This window comes from Marinobacter sp. CP1, from assembly GCF_001266795.1.
In the GTDB taxonomy this organism is placed as follows: Bacteria; Pseudomonadota; Gammaproteobacteria; order Pseudomonadales; family Oleiphilaceae; genus Marinobacter; species Marinobacter flavimaris.
Map to the genome: position 1 here is coordinate 4,325,146 of NZ_CP011929.1, position 21,911 is coordinate 4,347,056.

Sequence of the window (21,911 nt, forward strand, 5' to 3'; positions counted from 1 at the left end):
CCATGAACCGTGATACCAGAACAGCCCTGATGGATCTTGCCGAGCACACCGTCCGGTCACGGGGCTTTGACGGGTTCAGCTACGCGGATCTGGCCGAGGCCATCGGCATTCGAAAGGCCTCGATCCATTATCATTTCCCCACCAAGGCGAAGCTCTCCGAAGCCTTGATCGAGCGCTATCAGACCAGTCTGCAGCAGGGTCTGACCGAGATAGACGCAGCCCATGCCAGCGCCGGCGCGCGCCTCAAGGCACTCATTGCCCTGTACCGCGGGGCGTTGCATGATGGCCAGACCGTGTGTCTGTGCGTTGCCTTTTCGACCTGCCGCGAAAGCCTGTCCGACACCGTCATTGCCAGAGTCGGCGCCGTTCGCGCAATGGTTCTGCAGTGGATTACGGCAACGTTTGAACTGGGACAAAGGGATGGATCCGTCTCGGCCATCCTGGGTCCCGCCGATGAAGCGCAGGCGACCCTGGCGATGCTGGAAGGGGCCCACCTTGCCGCGCGCACCGAAGAAGACCTCGCCGTGTTTGATGCCGCAACGCGACTGCTGCGCGCCCGCTGCCAGTAACGACGGGACAGGAATCGCGCTTTGAGCGAGCGATTAAATTCGTGTTCGCTCACCCGGCGACATTTCCTGTGAGCTTTGGTCGATGTCTACCCGTACATAATCGCTACGCAAATTGACTCATAACGAGCGAAAAGGAGCAAACAGATGATGAGCACCCTGAAAACAGCACTGGCAGCAGCCACGCTGTCACTCACTGTTGCAAGTACGCAGGTACTGGCAGAAACGCAAACCAGAACCATCGGGTATCAAGTCGGCGACGAGACCTTCACCGGCTACATGGCCTGGGATGATGAATTCGGGCAAAAGCGTCCGGGCGTTCTGGTGGTCCATGAATGGTGGGGGCACAATGAATTTGCCCGGAATCAGGCAGAACGGCTTGCTTCAGCCGGCTATACGGCGTTTGCGCTGGATATGTATGGCTCTGGCAAACAAGCCGACCATCCCGATACCGCCCAGAAGTTCATGCAGGAAGCCACCCGGGACATGAGCCAGGTCAAGGCGCGCTTCATGAAGGCGATGGACATCCTGAAGAACCACGAAAGTGTTGATGCGTCCCGCATTGCTGCACAGGGTTACTGCTTTGGCGGTGCCGTCGTTCTCAACATGGCGCGCATGGGCGTCGATCTGGACGGCGTTGTCAGCTTCCACGGCGCGCTCGGCAGCCCCCTCACGGCTGAACCCGGGTCCGTGAAAGCCAGGATCCAGGTGTACACCGGCGGTGCCGACAAGCTGGTCCCCTCGGATCAGGTCGCGGGCCTGGTCAAGGAGATGCAGGATGCCGAAGTCGACCTTACACTGGTGAGCTTCCCCGGCGTGCTGCACTCATTCACCAACCCGGGCGCCGACAAGATCGCCGAAAAGTTTGGTATGCCGGTTGGTTATGACGAAGAGGCTGCCAGCCGTTCCTGGGATGGCACCATGCGTTTCTACAAGGCCATCTTCACCCAGTAACACAAGCGAGTGCAAACAAACCGAAACCGGCAGTATTTACAGTGAATTCTGGAACACCAACCGAAAAGCATGATGAGGTGCAACATGGCAACTGAGAGTTTACCACTGTTCGATGGAGACAATCGTCCAGACTATAAGTCGCTGGGCAACTCGGGACTGTTCGTATCCGAACTGTGCCTGGGCACCATGACCTTCGGCGGCGATGAGGACATCTGGGGCCTGATCGGCCAGTTGCAGCAGGAACAGGCCGACGAACTCGTGAAGATCGCCCTGGAGGCGGGGATCAACTTTATCGATACCGCCAACATCTATGGTTTCGGCGCCAGTGAGCGCATCGTCGGCCAGTCCCTGAAGAATCTCGGCGTTCGCCGCGAAGATGTGGTGCTGGCGACCAAGGTGCTTGGCCCTATGGGGGCTGGCCCCAATGCCCGTGGTGCTTCCCGCGGCCATATAATGAGCGAATGCAAGGCGAGCCTGGCGCGCCTGCAAACGGATTATATTGACCTGTACCAGATCCACGGTTTTGACCCGGCCACGCCGATCGAGGAAACCCTGGAGGCACTGAACACCCTGGTGCAGCAAGGCCATGTGCGTTACGTGGGCCTGTCCAACTGGGCCGCCTGGCAAGTGATGAAAGCCATCGGCATCACCCGGGCCCGCAACCTGTGCCCGATCATATCCATGCAAGCCTACTACACCCTCGTAGGTCGCGACCTGGAGCGGGATATTATTCCGATGCTGGAATCTGAGAACGTCGGTCTGATGGTGTGGAGCCCACTGGCCGGGGGTTACCTGTCCGGTAAATACGAGGGGCCGGACGTTTCCGAAGAAAACCGGCGCGCCAAGTTTGACTTTCCGCCCGTCAACCGCGAGCGGGGCAGCGAAGTCATCAAGGTTATGCGGGAGGTTGCCGATGGCAAGCAGATCGACGGCGAACCGGTCAATGTGGCACAGATTGCCCTGTCATGGCTGCTACACCAGAAGCCTGTGACCAGCATCATCGTTGGCGCCAAGCGGCCCGAGCAGCTCAGGGACAATATCCGCGCGGCCCAAATCCGCTTGTCCGACGATGAACTGGTAGCCCTGGATGGAGTCAGCCGCCTGCCCGAGGAGTACCCTGGCTGGATGATGAAGATGATGGCGGGGTACCGGGATCCGGTAAAGCCGGGAGAATGATGTCGCCAATTGATATCACGGGTAGCCGCGCCGCTCTGGTGCGGCTACCGGGGGAGGAGAGCATGAATATATTGTAAAACGCAGAAGCGCATGCCCACTGATCGCTGCATTGTATTTGCTGGCTGTTGCAGCGCCAAGCGTGGCAGGCGAAGAATGGGAAACCAGTCTCTGGGCCGGTGCGCTCTATGCTTCTGATTACCTGGGCAGTGATGACTACGAAACCCGGGCCTTGCCGATACTGAGGCTGAGCTATGGCGATCGTTTCTATTTTAATTTAACGTTCGCGATGGGCTGGAATGCTATTCGCCAAAGCAATTGGCGGGTCTCACCCTTCATTGGCTATACAGCAGGGCGTGACAATGATAATGATCTTCAATTACTGGAAAAGGTTGATGGCGGCGCCATTGCCGGTCTACGCATTGCCTGCGCTGATAATGCCTGGTCCTACAGCGCCACCGCACAGACACCCTTTACCGGCGACGTAAATGGTTATCAATTGGCGTTCAAGGCGCAATGGCGCGATCAACTCAGTGAGAAATGGTCCGCTTCCTTCGGACCAAGCCTGACATACAGCAGTGAAGACTGGACCGAAGACATGTTTGGTATTTCCCCGAGCGAAAGTGTCCGGTCTGGCCTGAGTACCTACAGCCCTGATGGCTACTTTCGTTTTGGTTTGACCGGCAGCCTTAGGGAGTTTCTGTACAACTCTCCGAGACGATGGCGTGGGCTAGGGGGACTACCTGGAGCCACTTAGCTACCTGATTTTCCTGAAAATGGCGGATGAGTACAGCAAGCCGCCCTACAGTCGCGATGTGGCGGTCCCGGAGTAGTACAGCTGGCAGTCGCTCACCCGTAAGAAGGGGGCTGAGCTCGAAGTGTTGTATGTTGAGCTATTGCGTGAATTGGGCAGGCAGACCGGAATGCTTGGGCAGATCTTCACCAAGGCTCAAAACAAGATTCAGGACCCGGCCAAGTTGTACGGGGCGGTCCATTGATGAAAAAAACGTTCGCCGCAAAATTATGAGTTGCGCTTGAGCACGCCGGAGCGAGCCATGCGGCTCGTGAAAAGCAAGCGTTTGTGAGAGCTTTCAGTGAACTGACGCTCAAGGGGCAAGCGAAATTACTGGCGACGTTCAGCGGAAAGCTCAAATGGGCAAAACAAGTTCTGGAGTAACCCAGTGGCGAAGCCGTTTCTGTTAACGCTCAATACCCAAGACCCTCAACCTGAAGTTCTGGATTCTGGTCAGTTGTACTGACTCGGGCATAGCCTCTGGGGCTGGTCCACCTTTAGCAACATGGTTTTTGCTTCTATGTTGTGCAATAGGGTTTCGCAACATCTGATAGTGAATTTCCGGCAACTTAACCGGCTTTTTTCTGAGTGTTGCGAAAACAACTGTTTTTGCAACGTCATTGAGCAATAAGGTTTGAGTGAAGCTTGGTCGAGCTTCCAATTGACATCCGGTTTTGATTAGCCGATAGTTTAGGTACGGTGATTTGCCGTACGGTATGACATTTTAAGTTGCCAGCCAGTAAAACAGTAAAAACGGAAAACACTAAAACAGAGGGTTTGGTCGATTGGCCGGCCCGTTGAAAGAGGGATACCGCATGTCAAAGACAAGCGCGCGGCTGGATTTAAGAATTGATCCAGCGATCAAAGAATTGGCGGCGCGCGCTTCAGCTCTGACCGGGAGTCACAGTCTGTCGGAGTTTGTCATTCAAGCCATCCGAGAGAAGTCGGCTCGCGTGATCGAGGAAGCCGAAGTGTATCGGCTGAATAGTCAGTCGTTTGATGCTTTTGTAGCAGCCTGCGAGGCAGCTCCAGCGCCGAACGAGGCTTTGCTGAGCGCGAAACGTCGCCGTAACAAAAGGATAGAAAACGGTGACCTTGAGGTTGGAACCATTAGATAAGAAGTCCCATGACAGGAAATCGTTTGATTGTGGACTGGAACGGGTAAATGAGTTCCTTTGGCGCGAAGCACGCAATCAGATGGCCAAGAAAATTAATCGTACCTGGGTGTTGGTGGACGATGAGCCCGCCAGTGTGTTGCCGGCTCCGGTTCTGGGTTATTTCACCCTGACCAGCGCCACCGTGGTGCGTGACGAGCTACCAGATCAGGAGACTCGTAGTCGGTATCCTGCCTATCCCATTCCAGTGATCAAGCTGGCGTGGTTAGGTGTTGATAGCAGGCTACACAGCTCAGAGCGCCGACTCGGTGAAACGATTCTTCTTGAAGCTCTGGAAGAGGCGTACCGGATTGTTCAGTACAGTGGCATGGGAATAGCGGTAGTAACGGATCCGCTTACCCAGGAAAGTGACCGCTTTTTTAGGCGTTACGGTTTCCTGCCAATGGGAAGGCAATTCGGAGAGCTACAGTCTCTCTACTTACCTATGGGCACAATTGGTCAGCTGATTGATCCTCCATCTTGAGGATGATACTGGCTTCAAATAGCTGTATCGGTGCTCTGATACGACTATTTCCATTTCCTCAGACTTAAGGGTTTACATTCGTATGAAAACGATTGGTGGCAGGCCGCGGTCATCATTTGTTTCTGGCTGTTCCAGCTGATCAACAGCCTTTACGAATACCGGTCCATCATCCTGACCACCAACAAGGACTTCACCAGTTGGGGCGAGTTCTTCCACGACGACAACGTGGTGGTGCCGATCATTGACCGGGTTATCCACCATTCACACATCTTTATACTGGGAGGGGAAAGCTATCGACCGAAGCAGAAATCTACAAGCTAGACTATGAAAGGTGGGTCAATTTTATTGGCCAAAGGTGGGTCAAAATAAATGGCCATTGACATCTTAATGCATTCGAAAAGACACGGCCTGTTGACGAAAAGGGGCAGATCACTCGTGATCCCGACACAAAATTAAGATGTCCCGTTTCTTGAAATTCCTCCAGACTATGTTTTAAAGGCTATTGTGGCTCACGTCTCAGGTGTTTTTCATTGGGGGAGCCCGAGTGGTTTGGATGACGGGTTTAGGGCGACGTGTTGCCCGGTCTTTCGTCGTCCATCATGCCTAGCTGTAAAAATAAAAGTCGTTTTTTTTCCTCTGTTTCACGGCATACATGGCCATGTCTGCCCGCTCTACCAGCGTTTCCGCCCCAGCCCCGTCTTCAGGGTACATTGCAATCCCGATGCTGGTTCCGATAGAGACACAAAGGTCGGTGCCCTCAAGCTGAAAAGGGGTTTCGAGTGAGTTCAGAAGTTTGCGTGCGACCGTTGCGGCGTCCTTTTTTTCGTTAAGAGAGGGCAACAGGACCGTAAATTCATCACCACCATAGCGGGCAAGGGTATCCCCCTCTCGCAGACAATGTGTCAGACCGGCGGCGACTTTTTGCAACAGCTGATCGCCAACCCCATGCCCGTATGTATCATTTACCGCTTTGAAATCGTTCAGGTCGATAAAAAGCACGGCAAGCTTCTGCGCATTTCGGCTCGCCTGACTGACAGCCAAGGTAAGCCGGTCCATAAACAGGCTCGTATTTGGCAGGCCGGTCAGTGTATCGTGAGAGGCACGAAACTCCATCAATGCCAATGTCCGTTTGTGCTCCGTGATGTCCCGCACAATGCCCAAAAAAGGGGGCCTCGCTGGAGGGGGCTTTGCATAAGTTAGCGCGGTGTTAGCCTTAAGCGGAGAGACAACTGTAATGTCACAGTCCAGGTAACCGATCCCTCCATGGTATGTTTTAAGCTTGATCTCTTGGGTTACTGACTCTCCCACCTCGTTCTTACCAAATAACAGTGGAAGCTTAGCGATGTCACCCTCATGAACGAGCTGAGAAAACGGTTGGCCAATCAGCTCCTCCGCCGATAATCCCAAGAGGCTCTCGGAGTGATGATTCAGATAGTTGATGCACTTGCGCTCATCCAGTGAAAAAACCAGATCCGGAAGATGATCAAGTGTGTGCTTGCAAAACTCGCCCGTTAGGGGGTTAGACCAACCCGTAGTCGCCTTAGAACGGGCCTGCCTTCGTTCCAAAACCGTGCCGCCGACAGCCCGAATTAATTCATCTACATCGTAGGGCTTTCTTAGATAATCGCAGGCACCCAGCTTGAATGCTTGCCTGACGATGCGATAGTCGGAATGCCCGCTGATAATGATGACCGGAGCGTCAACGCCCGTTTCTTTCAACCAGGCCATGATCTCTAAACCGCTCTTTCCAGGCATGCGGATATCCAACAAAACCAGATCATAGGCATTCTCTCGTAATCGCTGGCAGACGGCGTCGCCATCCTCGGCACCGTCAACCTCGAACCCCTTGTCACGCAATATCGAGCATAAACTGTTAAGCAACCGCGGCTCATCGTCACCAATGAGCAGCCGCCCCAAACACTCTGAAGTTTCGCCGGTGACGTGGGGAGTTATATCAACGTCATCACTGACGGAGTTTTCGCTGTAGTATTGCAAGATGGACACCAGTATGTCGGAGCAAGGGATTTGCTCCGATGATCAACCCGATCATAATAAAGTGTACATTTTGACCTCACTAAAAAGCCTGAAGTCATCATATCCCGCTTTTGGCCGCAGAGATGAAATGCGTTCATAAATTGCAGGTTAAGAAAGCCCCGATACAACAACCACGCCCCTGATCTACAGCGGAAAGTCAGTTTGAAGAGACGCACTGAGCGCTTTGGTTAGTTCGCTCGGTAAACCAATGGCTTATTGATCGTCTGCCACTAATCTCCAGGTGGTTACTTCCGCCGTTGAGATCCCTTCATTTTTGAAAACGCGCTTTACAGAAGCTTGCACGGGCCCATGTCACAATGTGAAATTATTGGACGTGTATGGACCCCCTCCTCTATTGCGGTGGTGGCTACCTCTGTGGAAACTCTGTTTAACGTACTTGTGTGCTTCCGTTAGCGCCTTCACATGCTAGCCGCAGCCATGCTGTGGTCATAGCCCATCTCATTATGTACCAGTGCCCAGGCGCAGGCCGGACAAACGTGCCAGTGGTGGCGCCACCAAGATCGGGGCTCGCTGATAAGGGCGTGCCAGCCAAAGCAACACCGCCACCGGCAGCAGGCGCGCTGGCGGTGTGCCAGCGGTCAGATCAGCCGCCCTATCAGGGCGGATCAGTTATCGCTGGTGTCCGCCAGGTAGGCGCCGTCCTCGTCATGGACTTCCTGGCCGGTCACCGGCGGGTTGAAGGCGCAGATCAGGCGCATGTCCTCGGTACCACCGTACAGAGTGTGCTTGTCATGGTTGTCCAGGGCGTAGAGGGTACCGTCGGTAATCTCGTGAACTTCACCCGTGGCGAGGTCCTTGATGCGCCCGTTACCGGCAACGCAGTAAACGGCTTCCAGGTGGTGCTTGTACCAGAAAGTGTGCTCGGAGCCTGCCTTGATGATGGTTTCGTGGAAGGAAAATCCCATTCCGTCCTTCTTGAGCAGCAGACGGCGGCTGGTCCACTGCTTGTCGCTGACTTCACGCTCGGTACCAATGATGTCCTGAACTTTAACGATTTTCATGGGCGTATCTCATGGTTGGTTGGCCAGAATCGGGCTAAAACGCCTTATAGTATAAACATTAGGCATCTATATAGTTCAAGCGGCCCTTTCCTCCCGCCACTGGTCATACCCCTCTAGCGCTTCCCGGCTGTCATTGCCCGGTGTGGCCGCTCCGAACGCCGCGAGAGGCTTAGCGTGCGATATTTTCCGTCTCGTGAGGTGGCCCTAGACACGTGCGTCACCGACTCTGCTGGATCGCGTTCTGCGACGATGGCGGGTGACGCATGGCCTCACTTGCCTGCAGCGCCGGAGGCGTGGACCTCCGGCGCATCATCAGCGCCGGAACAAGGGCGGCCAGGAAGATCGCGCCGACGATAAAGAAGCTGTCCCGGTACCCCAGCATGTTGCCCTGGCTGTAGATCACGCGGCCAAGATAGTTCATCGCCCCGGCCTGGCGTATCGCTTCCGGCACGCCAGCCTGTGCAAGCAAGCCGGTTACTTCGCGCAGCATATCGGCCGTCGCGCTGTTGCCTGCATGCTGCGCGGCCGTGAAGCTGTCTACGTAGAGCTGAGACCGCCGTTCCAGAGCGATGGAAAGAAGGTTGACGCCAAACGCCCCGCCGAGTTGGCGCACGAAGTTGATTGCGCCGGAGCCCTGACCGAGTAGCGTCATGGGTAGCGCCTTGAGGGCGCCGGCGTTCAGGCTCGGCATAATGAAACCAAGGCCGATACGCCCCAGCATGATCCACCAGGCGAACAGCCAGAACGAGGTATTGGTATCCACGCCGGTCATCAGGAACGATGACAATGCGAAGACCGCCAGACCGACCATGACCGTGGCATAGGCGGGCGTCTTGTCGGTCAGCCGCCCCGCAATGGGGAAGACCAGGGCCAGAATCAGACCCGCCGGCATCAGCAGCAGGCCCGAGCGCGTCGGCGTGTAGCCCTGGATCGTCTGCACGAACAGCGGAATCAAGAAGGTCGAACCGTAGATTCCCGCCCCGAAAATGAAGGCCACCACGGACGCGCCGGCATAGACCCGGTTCGTGAAGAGCTTGAGATTGAGCATGGGCGCGGGTGTGCGCAGCTCCCAGACGATGAAGCCTATGCCCGAGACAAGGGCGACGGCGAAGTCGCGCAGGATGGAATCGGAGAACCATCCGTCACGTTGTCCATTCGACAGGCCGTTGAGCAAGGTCACGAGGAACACGGTCATCAGTCCGAAGCCGATCCAGTCAAACCGGTGCGGCGGACCGGAGGCTGCGCGCCCCGGCATGAAGATCGTGGCCAGGAACAGGCCGATGAGGCAGAACGGCACGGCCATGAAGAACACATACCGCCAACTAAAGCTGTCGACCATGATGCCGCCCAGCGTAGGGCCGAGCGCCGGGGCCAGCACCACACCAATGCCGTAAATTCCCATGGCCGACCCGCGTTTCTCCGGCGGGAAGACCAGGAAGATCGTCTGCATGGCGAGCGGCTGGAGGATGCCGGCCGCGCCGCCTTGCAGGACGCGGGCCAGGATCAGCACGCCCTCGGCGGGGGCGAGCCCGCCCATGGCGGAGGCGGCGATAAAGACTGTTAGCGCCAGCATAAAGGTCGCGCGCTGGCCGAGGGTCTCGACCATCCAGGCATTCAGCAGCATGGTCCCGGTCATTGCGGCGAGGAAGCCGGTGGAGAGAAGTTGCGCCTTGTCCTGGCCCATGCCGAAAGCGCCCATGATATCCGGCAGGGCTACATTGACGATGGTGGCGGTCAGGATAGTGGCGATCGTGCCCATCATGACCGTCGCCGTGACCAGCCAGCGATAGGACGGGCCGAAGCGGGCGAATAGCCCCTCGATACTGTCCGGCCGGGGCGCGCTAGTCATCGGCTCTCGCCTCCAGCTCCACCATCATACCCGGCTTGAGTTCGCCGCCGTCCTGCTGCACCGCGATGCGCACTGGCAGGCGCTGGGTGATCTTGGTGAAATTGCCGCTCGGGTTGGGGTTGGGCAGCAGGGCGAACTCGCTGGTGGCGGCCTGCCCGACGCGCGTGACCGTGCCCTCGAAGCGCCGACCTGGCAGGGCATCGACAGTGATCGTCACGGTCTTTCCCGGCCGGAAGAATCGGATGTCGGTCTCTTTGACGTTCGCCTCGACGCGCACCCGCTGCGGGTCATGCACCATTAGCAAACGCTGGCCGGGGGTGACGTATTCGCCCTTGTCCACGAAGACCCGGTCCACAACGCCGTCGAATGGCATGACGAGGGTGCGGTCTTCGAGGTCGAGCGCCGCCCGGGACTTTTGTGCATGCAGCCGCTGTTCCTCCGGGCCGAGTTCGGCGAGCTGGGTGTGGAGCACCGTGACTTCCCCGCGCGCGGCTTCAGCCTCGGCAAGGGCGGCGCGGGCATTTTCCAAGTCCGCCTGGGCACTGAACGCCTGTTGTTTTGCCGTCTCCAGCGCCGCCCGCGTCTGGTCCAGGCGCGCACGGTTGATGGCGCCGCTCGGCGCCAGCTTCTCCGCCCGGTCATTGTCCTGCCTGGCAAGATCGCGTTGCGCCGTCGCTCCTGCCAACGCGGCCTCCGCAGCCCTCACCGCTGCCTGTTTGGCGGTAATACGACTTTGCGTCTGACGGTCGGTGAGAGCGATGCGCGCTTCGATTTCCTCGCGGCGGCGGGCAATCCCGGCGAGTTGCGCGGCAAGCTCCTCGACGCGGAGGCGGCTTTCCCGGTCGTCGATCCGCATCAAAACCCTGCCTCTCTGCGCGGCATCCCCCTCGGTCACTTCGAGCGCCGTCACCCAACCGGGAACCCGGCTGCTCATGGCAACAATGTCCGCGGCGACACGGGCGTCCGTCACAAAGACATGGGTGAACTGCTGATACAACCACCAGCCGCCTCCTCCGAGAACGATCAGCGCCGCCAGAATCGCGCCATACCGTCGCCATGGCCGGGTGCGGACAGGAGGTGAAACCGCCTCTGACCCAGCCTCCGTCTCCTTGTCGGGGACTGTGCGCAGATCGGTTTCCGGATCGTCGCCCTGGCGTTCGAGATGGGTCACATGCTGGTCCACGGCCTACCCCTCATCGGTCTTCGTCCGCAAGCCGCATCGCCCTTGGCGTGCCGCCCAGCTTGCCGGCGATCTGCTCCAAGACCTTCAGGCAAGTCGTTACCTCGGCTTGGGATAGGTCGGAGAAGATTTGCGCGCGCACCGCCGCTGCGGTTGCTTCGATGCGTTCCAGAACAGGGGCGGCCTCCGCGCGCAGGTGAACCGATTTGGTGCGGCGGTCGCTAGCTTCTGTCCGGCGTTCGATCAGCCCCTCGGCTTCCAGCCGGTCCAGCGTGCGTACCAGGGTCGGCCCCCGCACCCCGACCGCCTCGGCCAATTCACGCTGGGTTGCCGCCTGGGGCAGGCGAGAGAGATGTAACAGGGTCAACCAGCGGGACTCGGTGAGGCCAAAGGTGGCCAGCCGCCGGTCGATTTCGGCGCGCCACAGCCGGGCGACCAGCCCGAGGCGAAGGCCGAATTGTTCTTTATCGTCGAGGGGCTTCGTCATCTCATTGCCTGCATCATTAGGTAGCTGTACTATAATCAATAGATAGCTATGTATCAAATAGCGAGGGATGTAGCACCCGAAGGCTGCACTGTCTAGAGCAGAGGACCGGGAAAGGCGATCCATCCCGATCACACAAAGGAGCACCACGATGTACCGGACGATCCTCCTGGCCTATGACGGCAGCCGGCAAGGCCGTGAGGCGCTGGATCAGGGGGCCGAGCTGGCTTCGCTTTGCCAGGCTCGTGTCTATCTCCTCGCCGTCGTCGCCCATGAACTGGGTGTCGCGCTCGCTGAAGCGGCGGCCCCCTCAGACCTGCCGGAGCGAGAATATCAGGAAGTGCGCCGGGTGCTGACGGAGGGCGCGGAATCGCTGCGGCGGGCGGGGCTTTCCGTCGACACGCGCCTCGCCGCGGGCAACCCCGCCGAGGAGATCGGTCGAATGGCGCACGAGGTCGGCGCGGATCTGGTCGTGGTCGGTCACCGCGAACAGAGCGCGCTGGCCCGGTGGTGGCACGGCTCCGTCGGTGCTTCGCTGCTCGCCCACGCGCCATGCAGCCTGCTGGTGGCCGTCGCGGACCGGTAGTTGTCAAGGAATATGTCGCAGGGCCTTCATCAAGGTCTTCGCCGGTTAGGCCGAGGAGAAAGCCCTTGAAAGCGAGGCCGCCACGGGGGTTAGAATGGCGTCATGCCCGGCGCAAATCGCTGTCTGATAAGCGTGCCCCGGCAGAGGAACATCTTTGGCCAAGCGGTCATTGTACGCGACACACAAAGGAAAAGGAGACACAGATGCAGACGCGCAAGCTCGGTTCGCAGGGGCTCGAGGTTTCTGCCCTCGGCCTAGGCTGCATGGGAATGTCGGAATTCTATAGCGGTCGCGACGAGGCCGAGGCGGTCGCGACCATCCACCGCGCGCTTGATCTTGGCGTCACATTCCTCGATACCGCCGACATGTATGGCCCATTCACCAACGAAGTTCTGATCGGCAAGGCAATCGCCGACCGCCGCGACAAGGTCGTGCTGGCGACCAAGTTCGGGAACGTCCGCGGCAAGAACGGCGAATTTCTCGGCATTCGCGGCGACGCGGAATATGTGCGCCAGGCTTGCGATGCATCGCTGAAGCGGCTCGGGGTGGACCATATCGATCTCTATTACCAGCACCGGGTGGACCCGAACACGCCGATCGAGGAAACGGTGGGCGCCATGGCCGAGCTCGTCAAGGCCGGCAAGGTCCGCTACCTCGGCCTGTCGGAGGCCGCGCCGGAAACCATCCGGCGCGCGCACGCCGTCCACCCGATCACCGCGCTCCAGACCGAATATTCGCTCTGGAGCCGCGAGCCGGAGGACGAGATCCTGCCGACGGTACGCGAGCTGGGCATCGGCTATGTCCCCTACAGCCCGCTCGGACGCGGCTTCCTCACCGGGCAGATCCGCCGCATTGAGGATCTCGCCGAGGACGACTACCGCCGCAGCTCGCCGCGCTTCCAGGGCGAGAACTTCCAGAAGAACCTCGATCTGGTGCAGGAGATCGAGGCGATGGCGCAGGAGAAGGGCTGCATGCCGTCCCAGCTCGCGCTGGCTTGGCTGCTAGCGCAGGGCGAGGACATCGTGCCCATCCCCGGCACCAAGAAGCGCAGCCGACTGGAGGAGAATGTGGGGGCGCTCGACCTGCGGATCACGGCCGAGGATCTTGCCCGGATCGACAGCATTCTGCCGTCCGGCGCGGCCGCAGGCGCGCGCTATGCCGCACCCCAGATGCAGGCGCTGAACCGATGAGCGGCGAGCGACTCGAGGGCCAGGTCGCGATCGTCACCGGCGGTGGCCGCGGGTTGGGCCGCGCGATGGTGCTGGACCTCGTGGCGGCGGGGGCGCGGGTCATCACGACTGCATCGCGCCAGGCGACCGAAATCGAGGCCGTGGCCCGCGACGTCGGGAACGACCGGGTTGTTCCGATACTCGCCGATGTCACGCGCGAAGAAGACTGCGCCCGCGTCGTCGCAATGGCGCGTGACCGCTTCGGGCGGCTCGACATGCTTGTGAACAACGCCGGTCGCGGGATGAAGTATGTCAGCGATCGCTTCCTGACCGAGCCGACCCGGTTCTGGGAGACCGACCCGGACGTCTGGCGCATGGTGATCGACACGAACGTGAACGGGCCGTTCCTGATGGCGCGGGCGGCAGCCCAGCTGATGATCGCCGCCGGTCGCGGACGCATCGTCAATATCACGATGAATCACGCCACCATGCGGCGGCGCGGCTTCTCGCCCTACGGCCCATCCAAGGCGGCGCTGGAATCCGAGACGATCATCTGGGCGCAGGACTTAGACGGCACCGGGGTCACGGTGAACGGTCTTCTCCCCGGCGGCGCGACGGCGACAGGCATGATCCCGGACGGTCTCCCGCAAGAGGTGCGAACCGGCTTGCTCGATCCCGCGATCATTGTCCCGCCGCTTCTCTGGCTTGCCTCGGACGCGTCGGACGGGGTGACGGGACGACGCCTCGACGCCTCCCGGTGGAGGGGAGAGCTATCGGGAGCCGAGGCCGCCAGGGCGGCAATGGATGACGCCGGCTGGGCCATCGCCTGACGACGTGGCTCGGGGAAGCGGACGATGCGCGGACTCGACCTCTTGTTTTGTGGTCTCGAGGCGCACTTGCGGGTGCTTGGCGGGGTAAATCGGGTCCCGGGCGGGCAGCGAATATGCTGGCCCTGGCGTTGACACAAGTAGCCCTGACCGCCCGAGCCAGTGGCTTGCTTCGAGTCAGTTCAATCAGATGTCGGATGAGCCCTTCATGGTCGCTGACCGGCATTGTCGGTATGACCTACCTCACCGGCGATGCCAAAGACAGCCCTATTGTGGAGGACATTGGCAGCGCCACTCAGGCCTTCGGTGGCGCACTGATCAACTACCGGTTCTGACCACGATAACTGAACCAGTCAGGGTCTCTGGAGCTGGGCCACTGGGTCCTGGCTGCCTGAGCCAATTGCCCGCCACGATCAAGCCCTCCAGTCATCGCGCATCCGAAGGGCTCCGTCAATAGCCCGCCAGCGCGTTCGTTTATGGTCAACGCGACACCAGCACAGGGATTGACGCTTGACAGAGTACTGTTCGAGTAGCGCTACCGAGCACCAGTCGGGTGAGCCGCGTATGGCCATAGGCGCCCATCACCAGCATGTCGGCATTGAACGCCCGCGCCTGTTCGAGTAGCATCGGGCCGACCTTACCACCGTCGACTTGTTCCAGTGTTACCTGTACGCCATATCGCGCGAGGTGGCGACATAGGTCCGCGCCGAAATCCTCTCTACACTCTAGCTCGCCATCCGGTTCATCGCAGACACAAACCACCTTCACTGCTTCGGCCTGGGCCAGAAAGGGTAATGCATCGCCGACCGCTCGTGTTGCCTCCCGGCTAGCGTTCCAGCCGACAACGACACGTCGTCCAATCCGTCCGGCCGCCCAGTCGTCAGGAATGAGTATAGTCGGGCGTCCCGAGCCGAAGATAACATGCTCGGCCATCCTGACCGTCATGGAAGGTTCGGGGGAGCTTTCGAAGGGAGGGACCAACGCCAGCCCTGCATAGCGCGCGTGTAGCATTAATTCCTCCGCTAACTCGCTCTCGGACAAGCGCCACTCTGCGCTAATGCCCCTTGCGCGAACCATTGCCTCAAAGCGCTCCCTGACCTGAGCCTCTGCGTCCCGAACACGCACGCGATGCTGTTCGAGCAAGGCGCGCATGGCAGAGCCGGCCACAGCGTGCGCATGAGGCGTCGCTCTCAGTGGCGTTGCCACAAACACCGCTATCAGACAGGCATTCCAGCACGCGGCGATGTCAGCGGCGATCGCCAGTCGTCGGTCATAGGGTCGAGCCTCTTCAAGAAAGACAACGATATCCTTAGGTAGCATGCTTCACCTCCTGGTCGCGTTTTCCATAACCTGCTCAAAAACACGCAGGGCGACTTCCAGGTCCTCATCTTCGAGGCCTTTCAGCATCTCGTCCCGCAACACATTCGCCCGCTCATAAAGCGCTCACCGGCATTGGTAAGATAAAGCAGCCTGGCGCGCCGATCACGCTCACTGGGCCGGCGCCTTGCTAACCGGGCATTGGTGAGAGGAAACTGATCTCGAGGGGAGTGCGGGGCCATGTCACTGTCCTGCTATTGATGATTCAGTAACAGTAAATCGCAAGCTAATCATATAGACAAGCGTCAGTTACACATTAGCCAGGTTTGCACCAGATCAATATGCAACATCACGCGGATTCCGAGGCCAGCTAAGGAACCTCTCCTTCCAGTGAGACAGGTAACTCCTCACTTCTTCAGAGACAGGAGGCCTTCAGCGTATTGTCGCCCTGGTGGACACCCTTGCTGCGTGACCGGCAACCGGCTTAAAAAAGCTGGCGCCAAGCGCTCCACAACGCCGTAGCATCTTCACTCGACACCAGCCGGGTCTTCGGCGCGGCGTCTTCCAAGCAATCCGCATTCGCTATGGTCAGTCCCCAGTTTAGTAGAGTCTGCGGGGCTGACAACAAGGCCAAGTTCCGCTTATCGGCCAGAATGGCATGAACTCTGGGGTTGGGTGACCAAAAAACCAGTAGTTCAATAGGTTGAGAGTGTTTTTGGGCTATTTTTCACGTTTGTCTGCCAACCCTCTATTGCGCTTGTCCGCGATGCGGTGCTCCAGGAATCGCATCATCCATTCATGCGACATGCTGTCGAAGAATTTACGGATGTCTGCGTCCAGGACCCAGTTGATCTTCTTCCTATAAAGTCCCGCCTGTACCGCATCCAGTGCGTCGTGTTGTCCTCGACCCGGCCGAAAACCATAGGAGAACCCCATAAAGTCCGGCTCGTAGATCGCATTCAGGACGAACACCACTGCCTGTTGAACAATTTTGTCTTCCAGGCACTGGATGCCAAGAGGCCTTGTCGAACCATCCGCCTTCGGAATGTAAACCCGCCTTGCGGGTCTGGCTCGGTAGCTCCCCTTGTGGATACGGCGGTTGAGATTCTCTAACCTCGCGTCTAGCTCGCTCCCATACGATTCCCATGTCACTCCGTCTATACCAGCGGCCGATCTGCGCTTGAGCGCAAAGTAGCTTTGGTGTAACAGCGGAATATCAACATGATGTAGCAACGCAGAGAAGCGAGTTTCTTTCTTCCGTTGCGCCGCCTGGCGCACGGTCAGCAAACCGGGCGACGCAGCGACCTGGCTCTGAGTCCAGACTGCGGCGGCTCGCTGACCGTTTCCCTTGGGTCCGGTCCTTTCCTCCAATCTCTCCGCAGGTACCTTCGCACCGTTGCTCGAGATCTTCTCAGGTACTACGACCGGATCCGACTTCTCACCCACGTTCATACTCATCCTGCGGTGTTACCCTTCGGTAAGTCGCCTCGGCTATGCCGGGGTGGGTGAGACCTCCCAGGTTCCGTACAAAAGACGTCGCCACGTGCACCGGGTCTACGACTGCGTGGAGTGCCACCACAGCTTGCCATCGCGCTGAGATGATTGTTGCGTTCTGTTTCGCTTAACAACATCCGCTCTCCAGAATTGGGTTTCGCAGCTCAATACCGAGCCCATGGTTTCCCCTGTCAACACTTCACACGCGACCTCGCGATCGGGTGCGCATGACTCGGGGCCGGGGCAGCTGGCTAGGCCTTACCCCGTGCGGGACTTTCACCCACTATCTTTTGCCAGCTTTTCCTGGCGTACTAAGCGGCCGGTAATCCCATCTTGAGCCAGGCGCTGCCGCCGTCAGGATAGTGTCCACTTATTTTCTAGTGGACATTTATGGACGTCTCCCCGTAGTCAACGGGTAGCTTGTGATGAAGCGGTGGTTCGCGGACATATATCCGGCGTCTTGATGGCGGCTTTAGCCGCCGCGCCTCGATGAGTTCCGTGCCTTGTCACCTAGACACTTAAGCGGTTTGAGTCAACGCTTGTCCACTTTCAGGTTCTGGCAAGGACGGATGACCGGTTGCTTCATCGGGTACTGCAAACTCACAGGGTGAGCACTGCATTTCAGGGTGTTGCAAACGCCTTTCTCATATCGAACGCCTCTCCTTTGGACAAGACCGCCCAAGCCAGTCTGGCCAGTTTGTTTGCCAGTGCCACGACAGCCTTGTTAAAGCCGCGCCGTTCCCGGAGCTGGTTGACCCAGCGTGCCAATGGGTGATCCCAGCCCCAACGGCCGCAACCGGTAGTGATCGCTCGCGCTCCGTGGATAAGCTGGGTGCGGAGGTAGCGGTCGCCATTCTTGGTGATTCCCAAGAGCTGCTGGTGCCCACCGCTACTACGCTGTCGCGGTACCAAGCCAATCCAGGCCTCGCACTGGCGCCCGGTGCGGAATTGGTGTCCGTTGCCGATGCGCCCAATCAAGGCCGAGGCGACCAGCGGACCCACACCTGGGATCGCCTGCAGTGCTAGCCAGGCCGGCTGTTGTCTTGCCAAGGCATTGAGCTCCCGGGTCACTTGACGAATTAGATGGTCCCAATGCTTGAGTTCGTCATAGAGCCTGGCGAGGCACTGGCGCGCGACAGGGGATAATCCATTCTCGGCGTCTTCCAGGGCGCCGGGCAAGGCGGAACGCAAAGCGCTCAGGCCAATCGGAAAAATGACACCATACTCACTGGCCAGCCCGCGGATCTGGTTACCGATGGCGGTGCGTTGCTGGACATAGCGCTGGCGCTCCGTATGCAGCAGCATCAGATCCTGCTGAGCCAGGGGCTTTACAGGAACAAAATGGATCCCGGGGCGGGTCGCCGCTTCACAGATCGCCAGCGCATCGCCGGCGTCATTCTTGTTCACCCGGACGAAGGGCTTCACGTGCTGCGGCGGGATCAGCCTGACCTGATGCCCGAGGGCCTGGAACAGCCGCCCCCAGTAGTGAGCACCGCCACAGACCTCCATCGCGATGAGGGTTGGCGGCAATTGCCGCATCTCGTCGAGCAGCCGGGGTCGCTTCACCGCTCGGTTGAACAGCACCTTGCCATGCGGACTAAGTGCGCAGAGCTGAAAGACATTCTTTGCCAGATCAATCCCAAGAATCTTAATATCCATGGTGGACGCCTCCTTTATCCTTCGACTTGGACTTCACACACTCAAGTCTGGCGCAATTGACGCCGATTCGGGAGGGGAGGCGTCCATCTCATCACTTAACATGAACGACTTAAGCGTAACCAAACCCTACTAGCGCCGTCGCCGGTTTTCCCGGGAATTCAAAGCTGGAATTGTCGCGCAGTGCCTGGAGCCCGGCGTCTCCGTTTCCCGAATTTCCCTGGATAACGGTCTCAACGCCAACATGGTCCGGCGCTGGATCAGCGAAGCACGGCGAAGATCTAAAGCACCAGCGACAACACCTGGGTTCGTACCTGTTAATCTGCCAGCGGCAACCTCAGCGCGGGCCAACCATAAACGTAACACCATCCGCATCGAGATTCCCCGCACCGGCGGTGCGGTTGTGGTTGAGTGGCCTGCGGAGCAGGCGCATCAATGTGCTGCCCTGTTGCGGGATCTACTGGGATGATTCGCATCGACGAGATCTGGCTGGCTACTGAGCCGCTGGATATGCGGGCGGGGCCCGACAAGGCCCTGGCCCGGGTTATTCAGGTGTTCGGTTCAGCCAGACCCCATTGCGCCTACCTGTTCGCCAACAAACTGGGCAACCGGATGAAGGTGCTGATCCACGATGGTCTGGGTATCTGGCTGTGTGCCCGCCGGCTGAACCGGGGCAAATTCCACTGGGGTGAAACCTGGCGCGGTGACCAGCTGCGCTTGACCGAGGAACAGCTATCAGCGCGGGTTCAGGGCCTGCCCTGGCAGCGCATTGGCGCGGAAGGCGTCATCTCCATCCTGTAACCACAAGTGCCGCAGTACCGCTATAGCCAGAACCGCGAATCGCTTGCCGCACAGGGACTTGGCATACTAGGGGGCGTGACTCAGCGCCCCGACATCAACCAACTCTCTGCCGATCAGCTCCGTGCCCTGGCGACGGAACTGATGGACTCTCTGGACGCCAAGGATCAAGTCTTGGGCCTGAAGGAGCGAGAGTTGGTGCGCAGCAACGCCATCATCGAGAAGCTGACCCACGAAGTAGCCATCCTCAAGCGTCACAAGTACGCCAGGCGCAGTGAACAACTCGATGCGGATGGTACTACGCTTGTCCGAGACCGATGGGTTGCCCGATAAAGCAGTTGCCACAGGCAGATTAACCGGAACAAATCCTGGCGTTGCTGGTGTTTTATCCGCTTGCTGCGCGTCCTTCATCCAGCGCCGGACCATGTTGGCGTAGAGACCGTTATCCAATGAGATCCGGGAAACCGAAGCACCGGGTTCCTGGCACTGGGCAACAATCTGAGCTTTGAATTCCCGAGAAAACCGGCGACGGCGTTGGTAGGGTTTGTTTACGCTTAATTCTGCACTTCCCCCAATACGCATGACACACACGACCCATCTGAGTCTTGCGATCCTTTCGATCGCTCACCGGATCGGGCCCTTGAAAAAACCACAAAACGGAAGTTCGGTGAGGCTTTGGCCCTTGTCTTGGCGAAGCTGGCGAGTTCTGAAATTTGATCGGCCGTCACCTTCTCGTCGGGGCCTACCTCTACAGTGCCCGCTGACAGAGATACCAGTGGAAAACGGCAGGGCTGGCCGTTTCGGTCTTCGGATTCAATAAACCCGCTTTTCAGTATGCAATCGCTGTAAAAGCGCCGGCTTCGTTCGGCGAATAGTGACTGTACGGTACCAGCATTATAATTAGCTGAGGACGAAGAGCTGATGACGACAAAATCGTCCCCACCTATGTGCCCGACAAAGTCATCACTGGCATGGAATACCTCTTTCAAAAGCTCAGCCAGCAAAACTATTACCTGGTCACCAACCCGGTAGCCGAGGACATCGTTCAAAGGTTTGAACATGTTGATATCGAAATAAATTAGTGAAAAGGCGCGCATTTCTTCCGTTCGGGCAACCAAAGTCTGTTGTATGGGAACATTGCCTGGCAGGAAGGTCAGTGGATTTGAGTAGCGTGCGTTTTCGATCTTTTGTTCGGTGATGTGTTTGAGCAGCGAGCGCGTGGCTCCCAGGCCGGCGTACTTTCCATTCTTGACAACAATGAAATGCTGTTTGAGATAGTGCGCATCGTCATTAATCAGCCTTTCGCTCACTTCGTTTAGTGGCACCTCGTAATCCACAACCAATGCATCTGCACTGTGTCTATTGGAAACTGGGAGCCGCTCATAAAGCGACCGGCCGTAAGGCGTGCTGAAAGTTTCCATAATCCTCCACTTATGGATCAGGCCAAGCGGCCTGCCGTTATCCACCACCGGCAAAGCGAACACGTCAGGCTCACTCTGGAGCCGCTCCCATGCATCTCGCAGTGTCGATTCCGAAGTGACGGGTTCGATGTACCGACACAAGAGCCCTGCTATTTCCTTTTCTCTCCGGGGTGGCTTGGACGCAAGGGCCGCATGATCGTTCAGCGAGTCGAGGTAGGCTGTAGCTATCGGTTTTGGTCGACCGAAAAGGAAACCTTGAACCAGTGCAATGCCAAGCTCCGAGACAACCCGGAATTCTGCTTCCGTTTCGACCCCTTCTGCGATTAATTTGCAGCCCAATCGGTCTGCCAAATCTACAACGGACCGCAGAAACTCGCGCTTGATGAGGTCGTCCTGAATATCACGGATGAAGTGCCGGTCAATTTTCACAAAGTCCGGCTTCAGCTCGGACCATAGTTTTAATCCGGAATATCCACTTCCAAGATCGTCGATAGCAATGAGAAAGCCCTCTGCTTTCAGCCATACCAGTGTCTTCAAAAGCTCTGAAGGATCGGCAGTGGGGTAGCGTTCAGAGAGTTCGATAACGATGTCTGATGCCTTCAGCCCGTTCGCCAACAAAAGCTCCTGCAGTTGCGTCGGGTTGAATTCTGGAGGCATCAGTTTGGCCGGACTGATATTGACGAAAAGTTTCAGCGGAGTGCCATGACCGGACCAATGGCGTGCAGCGGTGCGAAGACAGAGCGTTTCCAGTTCTAGCGTCTGGCCGCAGCGTTCTGCTGTTTCAAACAGCATTGGGGCCGTGTGCAAGGGGCTGTCCGAAGGTCCGCGGCTCAGTGCCTCAAAACCAAACACACATTTTCTATTAATGTTTACGATTGGTTGTAGAAGTGTCGTAATGTCTTCTGTCAACAACAAGCGATTCAGTTCTTGACTGAGGCAGTCCTGCATTA

General features: G+C 58.3%; 22 protein-coding genes and 1 pseudogene. 13 read left to right on the plus strand and 10 right to left on the minus strand.

Annotation, left to right across the window (positions count from 1 at the left end):
• Nucleotides 1–2: 2 nt before the first annotated feature.
• The 7 genes from ACP86_RS19955 to ACP86_RS22320 all read left to right on the plus strand — a co-directional run bounded on the left by ACP86_RS19955 (nucleotide 3) and on the right by ACP86_RS22320 (nucleotide 5,445).
• On the plus strand, nucleotides 3–569 hold the full coding sequence (locus ACP86_RS19955) for a TetR/AcrR family transcriptional regulator (RefSeq protein WP_008170337.1): 567 nt from the start codon (nucleotides 3–5) through the stop codon (nucleotides 567–569).
• A 144-nt stretch (nucleotides 570–713) separates the two neighbouring features.
• Nucleotides 714–1,520, plus strand: a complete 807-nt coding sequence (locus ACP86_RS19960) for a dienelactone hydrolase family protein (RefSeq protein ID WP_053115211.1) — start codon at nucleotides 714–716, stop codon at nucleotides 1,518–1,520.
• 84 nt (nucleotides 1,521–1,604) lie between these two features.
• Complete coding sequence (locus ACP86_RS19965) at nucleotides 1,605–2,696, plus strand: aldo/keto reductase (protein ID WP_053115212.1); 1,092 nt, start codon at nucleotides 1,605–1,607, stop codon at nucleotides 2,694–2,696.
• Nucleotides 2,697–2,835: 139 nt separating this feature from the next.
• Entirely contained in the window at nucleotides 2,836–3,450 is a 615-nt protein-coding gene (locus ACP86_RS19970; RefSeq protein ID WP_158499472.1) for a MipA/OmpV family protein, read from the plus strand.
• Between the two features lie 851 nt (nucleotides 3,451–4,301).
• Complete coding sequence (locus ACP86_RS19975; protein WP_041336904.1) at nucleotides 4,302–4,604, plus strand: DUF1778 domain-containing protein; 303 nt, start codon at nucleotides 4,302–4,304, stop codon at nucleotides 4,602–4,604.
• A 79-nt stretch (nucleotides 4,605–4,683) separates the two neighbouring features.
• Complete coding sequence (locus tag ACP86_RS19980) at nucleotides 4,684–5,124, plus strand: hypothetical protein (RefSeq protein ID WP_053115214.1); 441 nt, start codon at nucleotides 4,684–4,686, stop codon at nucleotides 5,122–5,124.
• A gap of 171 nt (nucleotides 5,125–5,295) precedes the next feature.
• A complete protein-coding gene (locus ACP86_RS22320; RefSeq protein WP_286854697.1) occupies nucleotides 5,296–5,445 on the plus strand; it encodes an ATP-binding protein in 150 nt (49 codons plus the stop codon).
• A 282-nt stretch (nucleotides 5,446–5,727) separates the two neighbouring features.
• On the opposite strand, the gene ACP86_RS19990 is transcribed toward ACP86_RS22320, so the two are convergent.
• The 5 genes from ACP86_RS19990 to slyA form a co-directional block, all read right to left on the minus strand.
• Nucleotides 5,728–7,119 carry a diguanylate cyclase domain-containing protein gene (locus ACP86_RS19990; protein WP_141201823.1) on the minus strand — a complete coding sequence of 464 codons (1,392 nt, stop codon included), beginning with the start codon at nucleotides 7,117–7,119 and terminating at the stop codon, nucleotides 5,728–5,730.
• A 665-nt stretch (nucleotides 7,120–7,784) separates the two neighbouring features.
• A complete protein-coding gene (locus ACP86_RS19995; RefSeq protein WP_053115217.1) occupies nucleotides 7,785–8,180 on the minus strand; it encodes an ectoine synthase in 396 nt (131 codons plus the stop codon).
• 217 nt (nucleotides 8,181–8,397) lie between these two features.
• Entirely contained in the window at nucleotides 8,398–10,029 is a 1,632-nt protein-coding gene (locus tag ACP86_RS20000) for a DHA2 family efflux MFS transporter permease subunit (protein ID WP_053115218.1), read from the minus strand.
• Nucleotides 10,022–11,212, minus strand: a complete 1,191-nt coding sequence (locus tag ACP86_RS20005; RefSeq protein ID WP_053115219.1) for an HlyD family secretion protein — start codon at nucleotides 11,210–11,212, stop codon at nucleotides 10,022–10,024. Before ACP86_RS20005 ends, ACP86_RS20000 begins: the two co-directional genes overlap by 8 nt.
• Nucleotides 11,213–11,222: 10 nt before the next feature.
• On the minus strand, nucleotides 11,223–11,696 hold the full coding sequence (gene slyA / locus ACP86_RS20010; RefSeq protein ID WP_053115220.1) for a transcriptional regulator SlyA: 474 nt from the start codon (nucleotides 11,694–11,696) through the stop codon (nucleotides 11,223–11,225).
• A gap of 148 nt (nucleotides 11,697–11,844) precedes the next feature.
• Here slyA and ACP86_RS20015 point away from each other — a divergent pair, with 148 nt between their 5' ends.
• The 4 genes from ACP86_RS20015 (at nucleotide 11,845) to ACP86_RS23560 (ending at nucleotide 14,610) form a co-directional block, all read left to right on the plus strand.
• The gene (locus ACP86_RS20015) at nucleotides 11,845–12,279 is read left to right on the plus strand and encodes a universal stress protein (RefSeq protein ID WP_053115221.1); all 435 of its coding nucleotides are present in this window, start codon (nucleotides 11,845–11,847) and stop codon (nucleotides 12,277–12,279) included.
• A gap of 203 nt (nucleotides 12,280–12,482) precedes the next feature.
• The gene (locus ACP86_RS20020) at nucleotides 12,483–13,469 is read left to right on the plus strand and encodes an aldo/keto reductase (RefSeq protein WP_053115222.1); all 987 of its coding nucleotides are present in this window, start codon (nucleotides 12,483–12,485) and stop codon (nucleotides 13,467–13,469) included.
• A complete protein-coding gene (locus ACP86_RS20025) occupies nucleotides 13,466–14,278 on the plus strand; it encodes an SDR family NAD(P)-dependent oxidoreductase (protein WP_053115223.1) in 813 nt (270 codons plus the stop codon). Before ACP86_RS20020 ends, ACP86_RS20025 begins: the two co-directional genes overlap by 4 nt.
• 113 nt (nucleotides 14,279–14,391) lie before the next feature.
• Entirely contained in the window at nucleotides 14,392–14,610 is a 219-nt protein-coding gene (locus ACP86_RS23560) for a MipA/OmpV family protein (RefSeq protein WP_053115224.1), read from the plus strand.
• Between the two features lie 145 nt (nucleotides 14,611–14,755).
• Here ACP86_RS23560 and ACP86_RS20035 read toward each other — a convergent pair whose 3' ends face one another.
• The 3 genes from ACP86_RS20035 to ACP86_RS20045 form a co-directional block, all read right to left on the minus strand.
• Nucleotides 14,756–15,595, minus strand: a complete 840-nt coding sequence (locus tag ACP86_RS20035; protein WP_053115225.1) for a universal stress protein — start codon at nucleotides 15,593–15,595, stop codon at nucleotides 14,756–14,758.
• Between the two features lie 717 nt (nucleotides 15,596–16,312).
• Nucleotides 16,313–17,050 carry a reverse transcriptase domain-containing protein gene (locus ACP86_RS20040; protein ID WP_200905079.1) on the minus strand — a complete coding sequence of 246 codons (738 nt, stop codon included), beginning with the start codon at nucleotides 17,048–17,050 and terminating at the stop codon, nucleotides 16,313–16,315.
• Between the two features lie 657 nt (nucleotides 17,051–17,707).
• Nucleotides 17,708–18,745, minus strand: a complete 1,038-nt coding sequence (locus ACP86_RS20045) for an IS110 family transposase (RefSeq protein ID WP_053115227.1) — start codon at nucleotides 18,743–18,745, stop codon at nucleotides 17,708–17,710.
• Between the two features lie 145 nt (nucleotides 18,746–18,890).
• Here ACP86_RS20045 and tnpA (ACP86_RS23750) point away from each other — a divergent pair.
• Both tnpA (ACP86_RS23750) and tnpB read left to right on the plus strand, forming a co-directional pair.
• Nucleotides 18,891–19,211: pseudogene (gene tnpA, locus ACP86_RS23750) on the plus strand (IS66-like element accessory protein TnpA); the annotation flags it as partial.
• Complete coding sequence (tnpB, locus tag ACP86_RS20050) at nucleotides 19,208–19,543, plus strand: IS66 family insertion sequence element accessory protein TnpB (RefSeq protein WP_053115228.1); 336 nt, start codon at nucleotides 19,208–19,210, stop codon at nucleotides 19,541–19,543. The pseudogene tnpA (ACP86_RS23750) and the gene tnpB, both read left to right, overlap by 4 nt.
• 66 nt (nucleotides 19,544–19,609) lie before the next feature.
• Here tnpB and tnpA (ACP86_RS23755) read toward each other — a convergent pair whose 3' ends face one another.
• Both tnpA (ACP86_RS23755) and ACP86_RS20060 read right to left on the minus strand, forming a co-directional pair.
• Nucleotides 19,610–20,122: an IS66-like element accessory protein TnpA gene (tnpA, locus tag ACP86_RS23755; protein ID WP_082220599.1), complete on the minus strand. Its 513-nt coding sequence runs from the start codon at nucleotides 20,120–20,122 to the stop codon at nucleotides 19,610–19,612.
• Complete coding sequence (locus ACP86_RS20060) at nucleotides 20,095–21,909, minus strand: phosphodiesterase (protein WP_075267739.1); 1,815 nt, start codon at nucleotides 21,907–21,909, stop codon at nucleotides 20,095–20,097. The genes tnpA (ACP86_RS23755) and ACP86_RS20060 overlap by 28 nt, the downstream gene beginning before the upstream one ends.
• Nucleotides 21,910–21,911 lie beyond the last annotated feature (2 nt).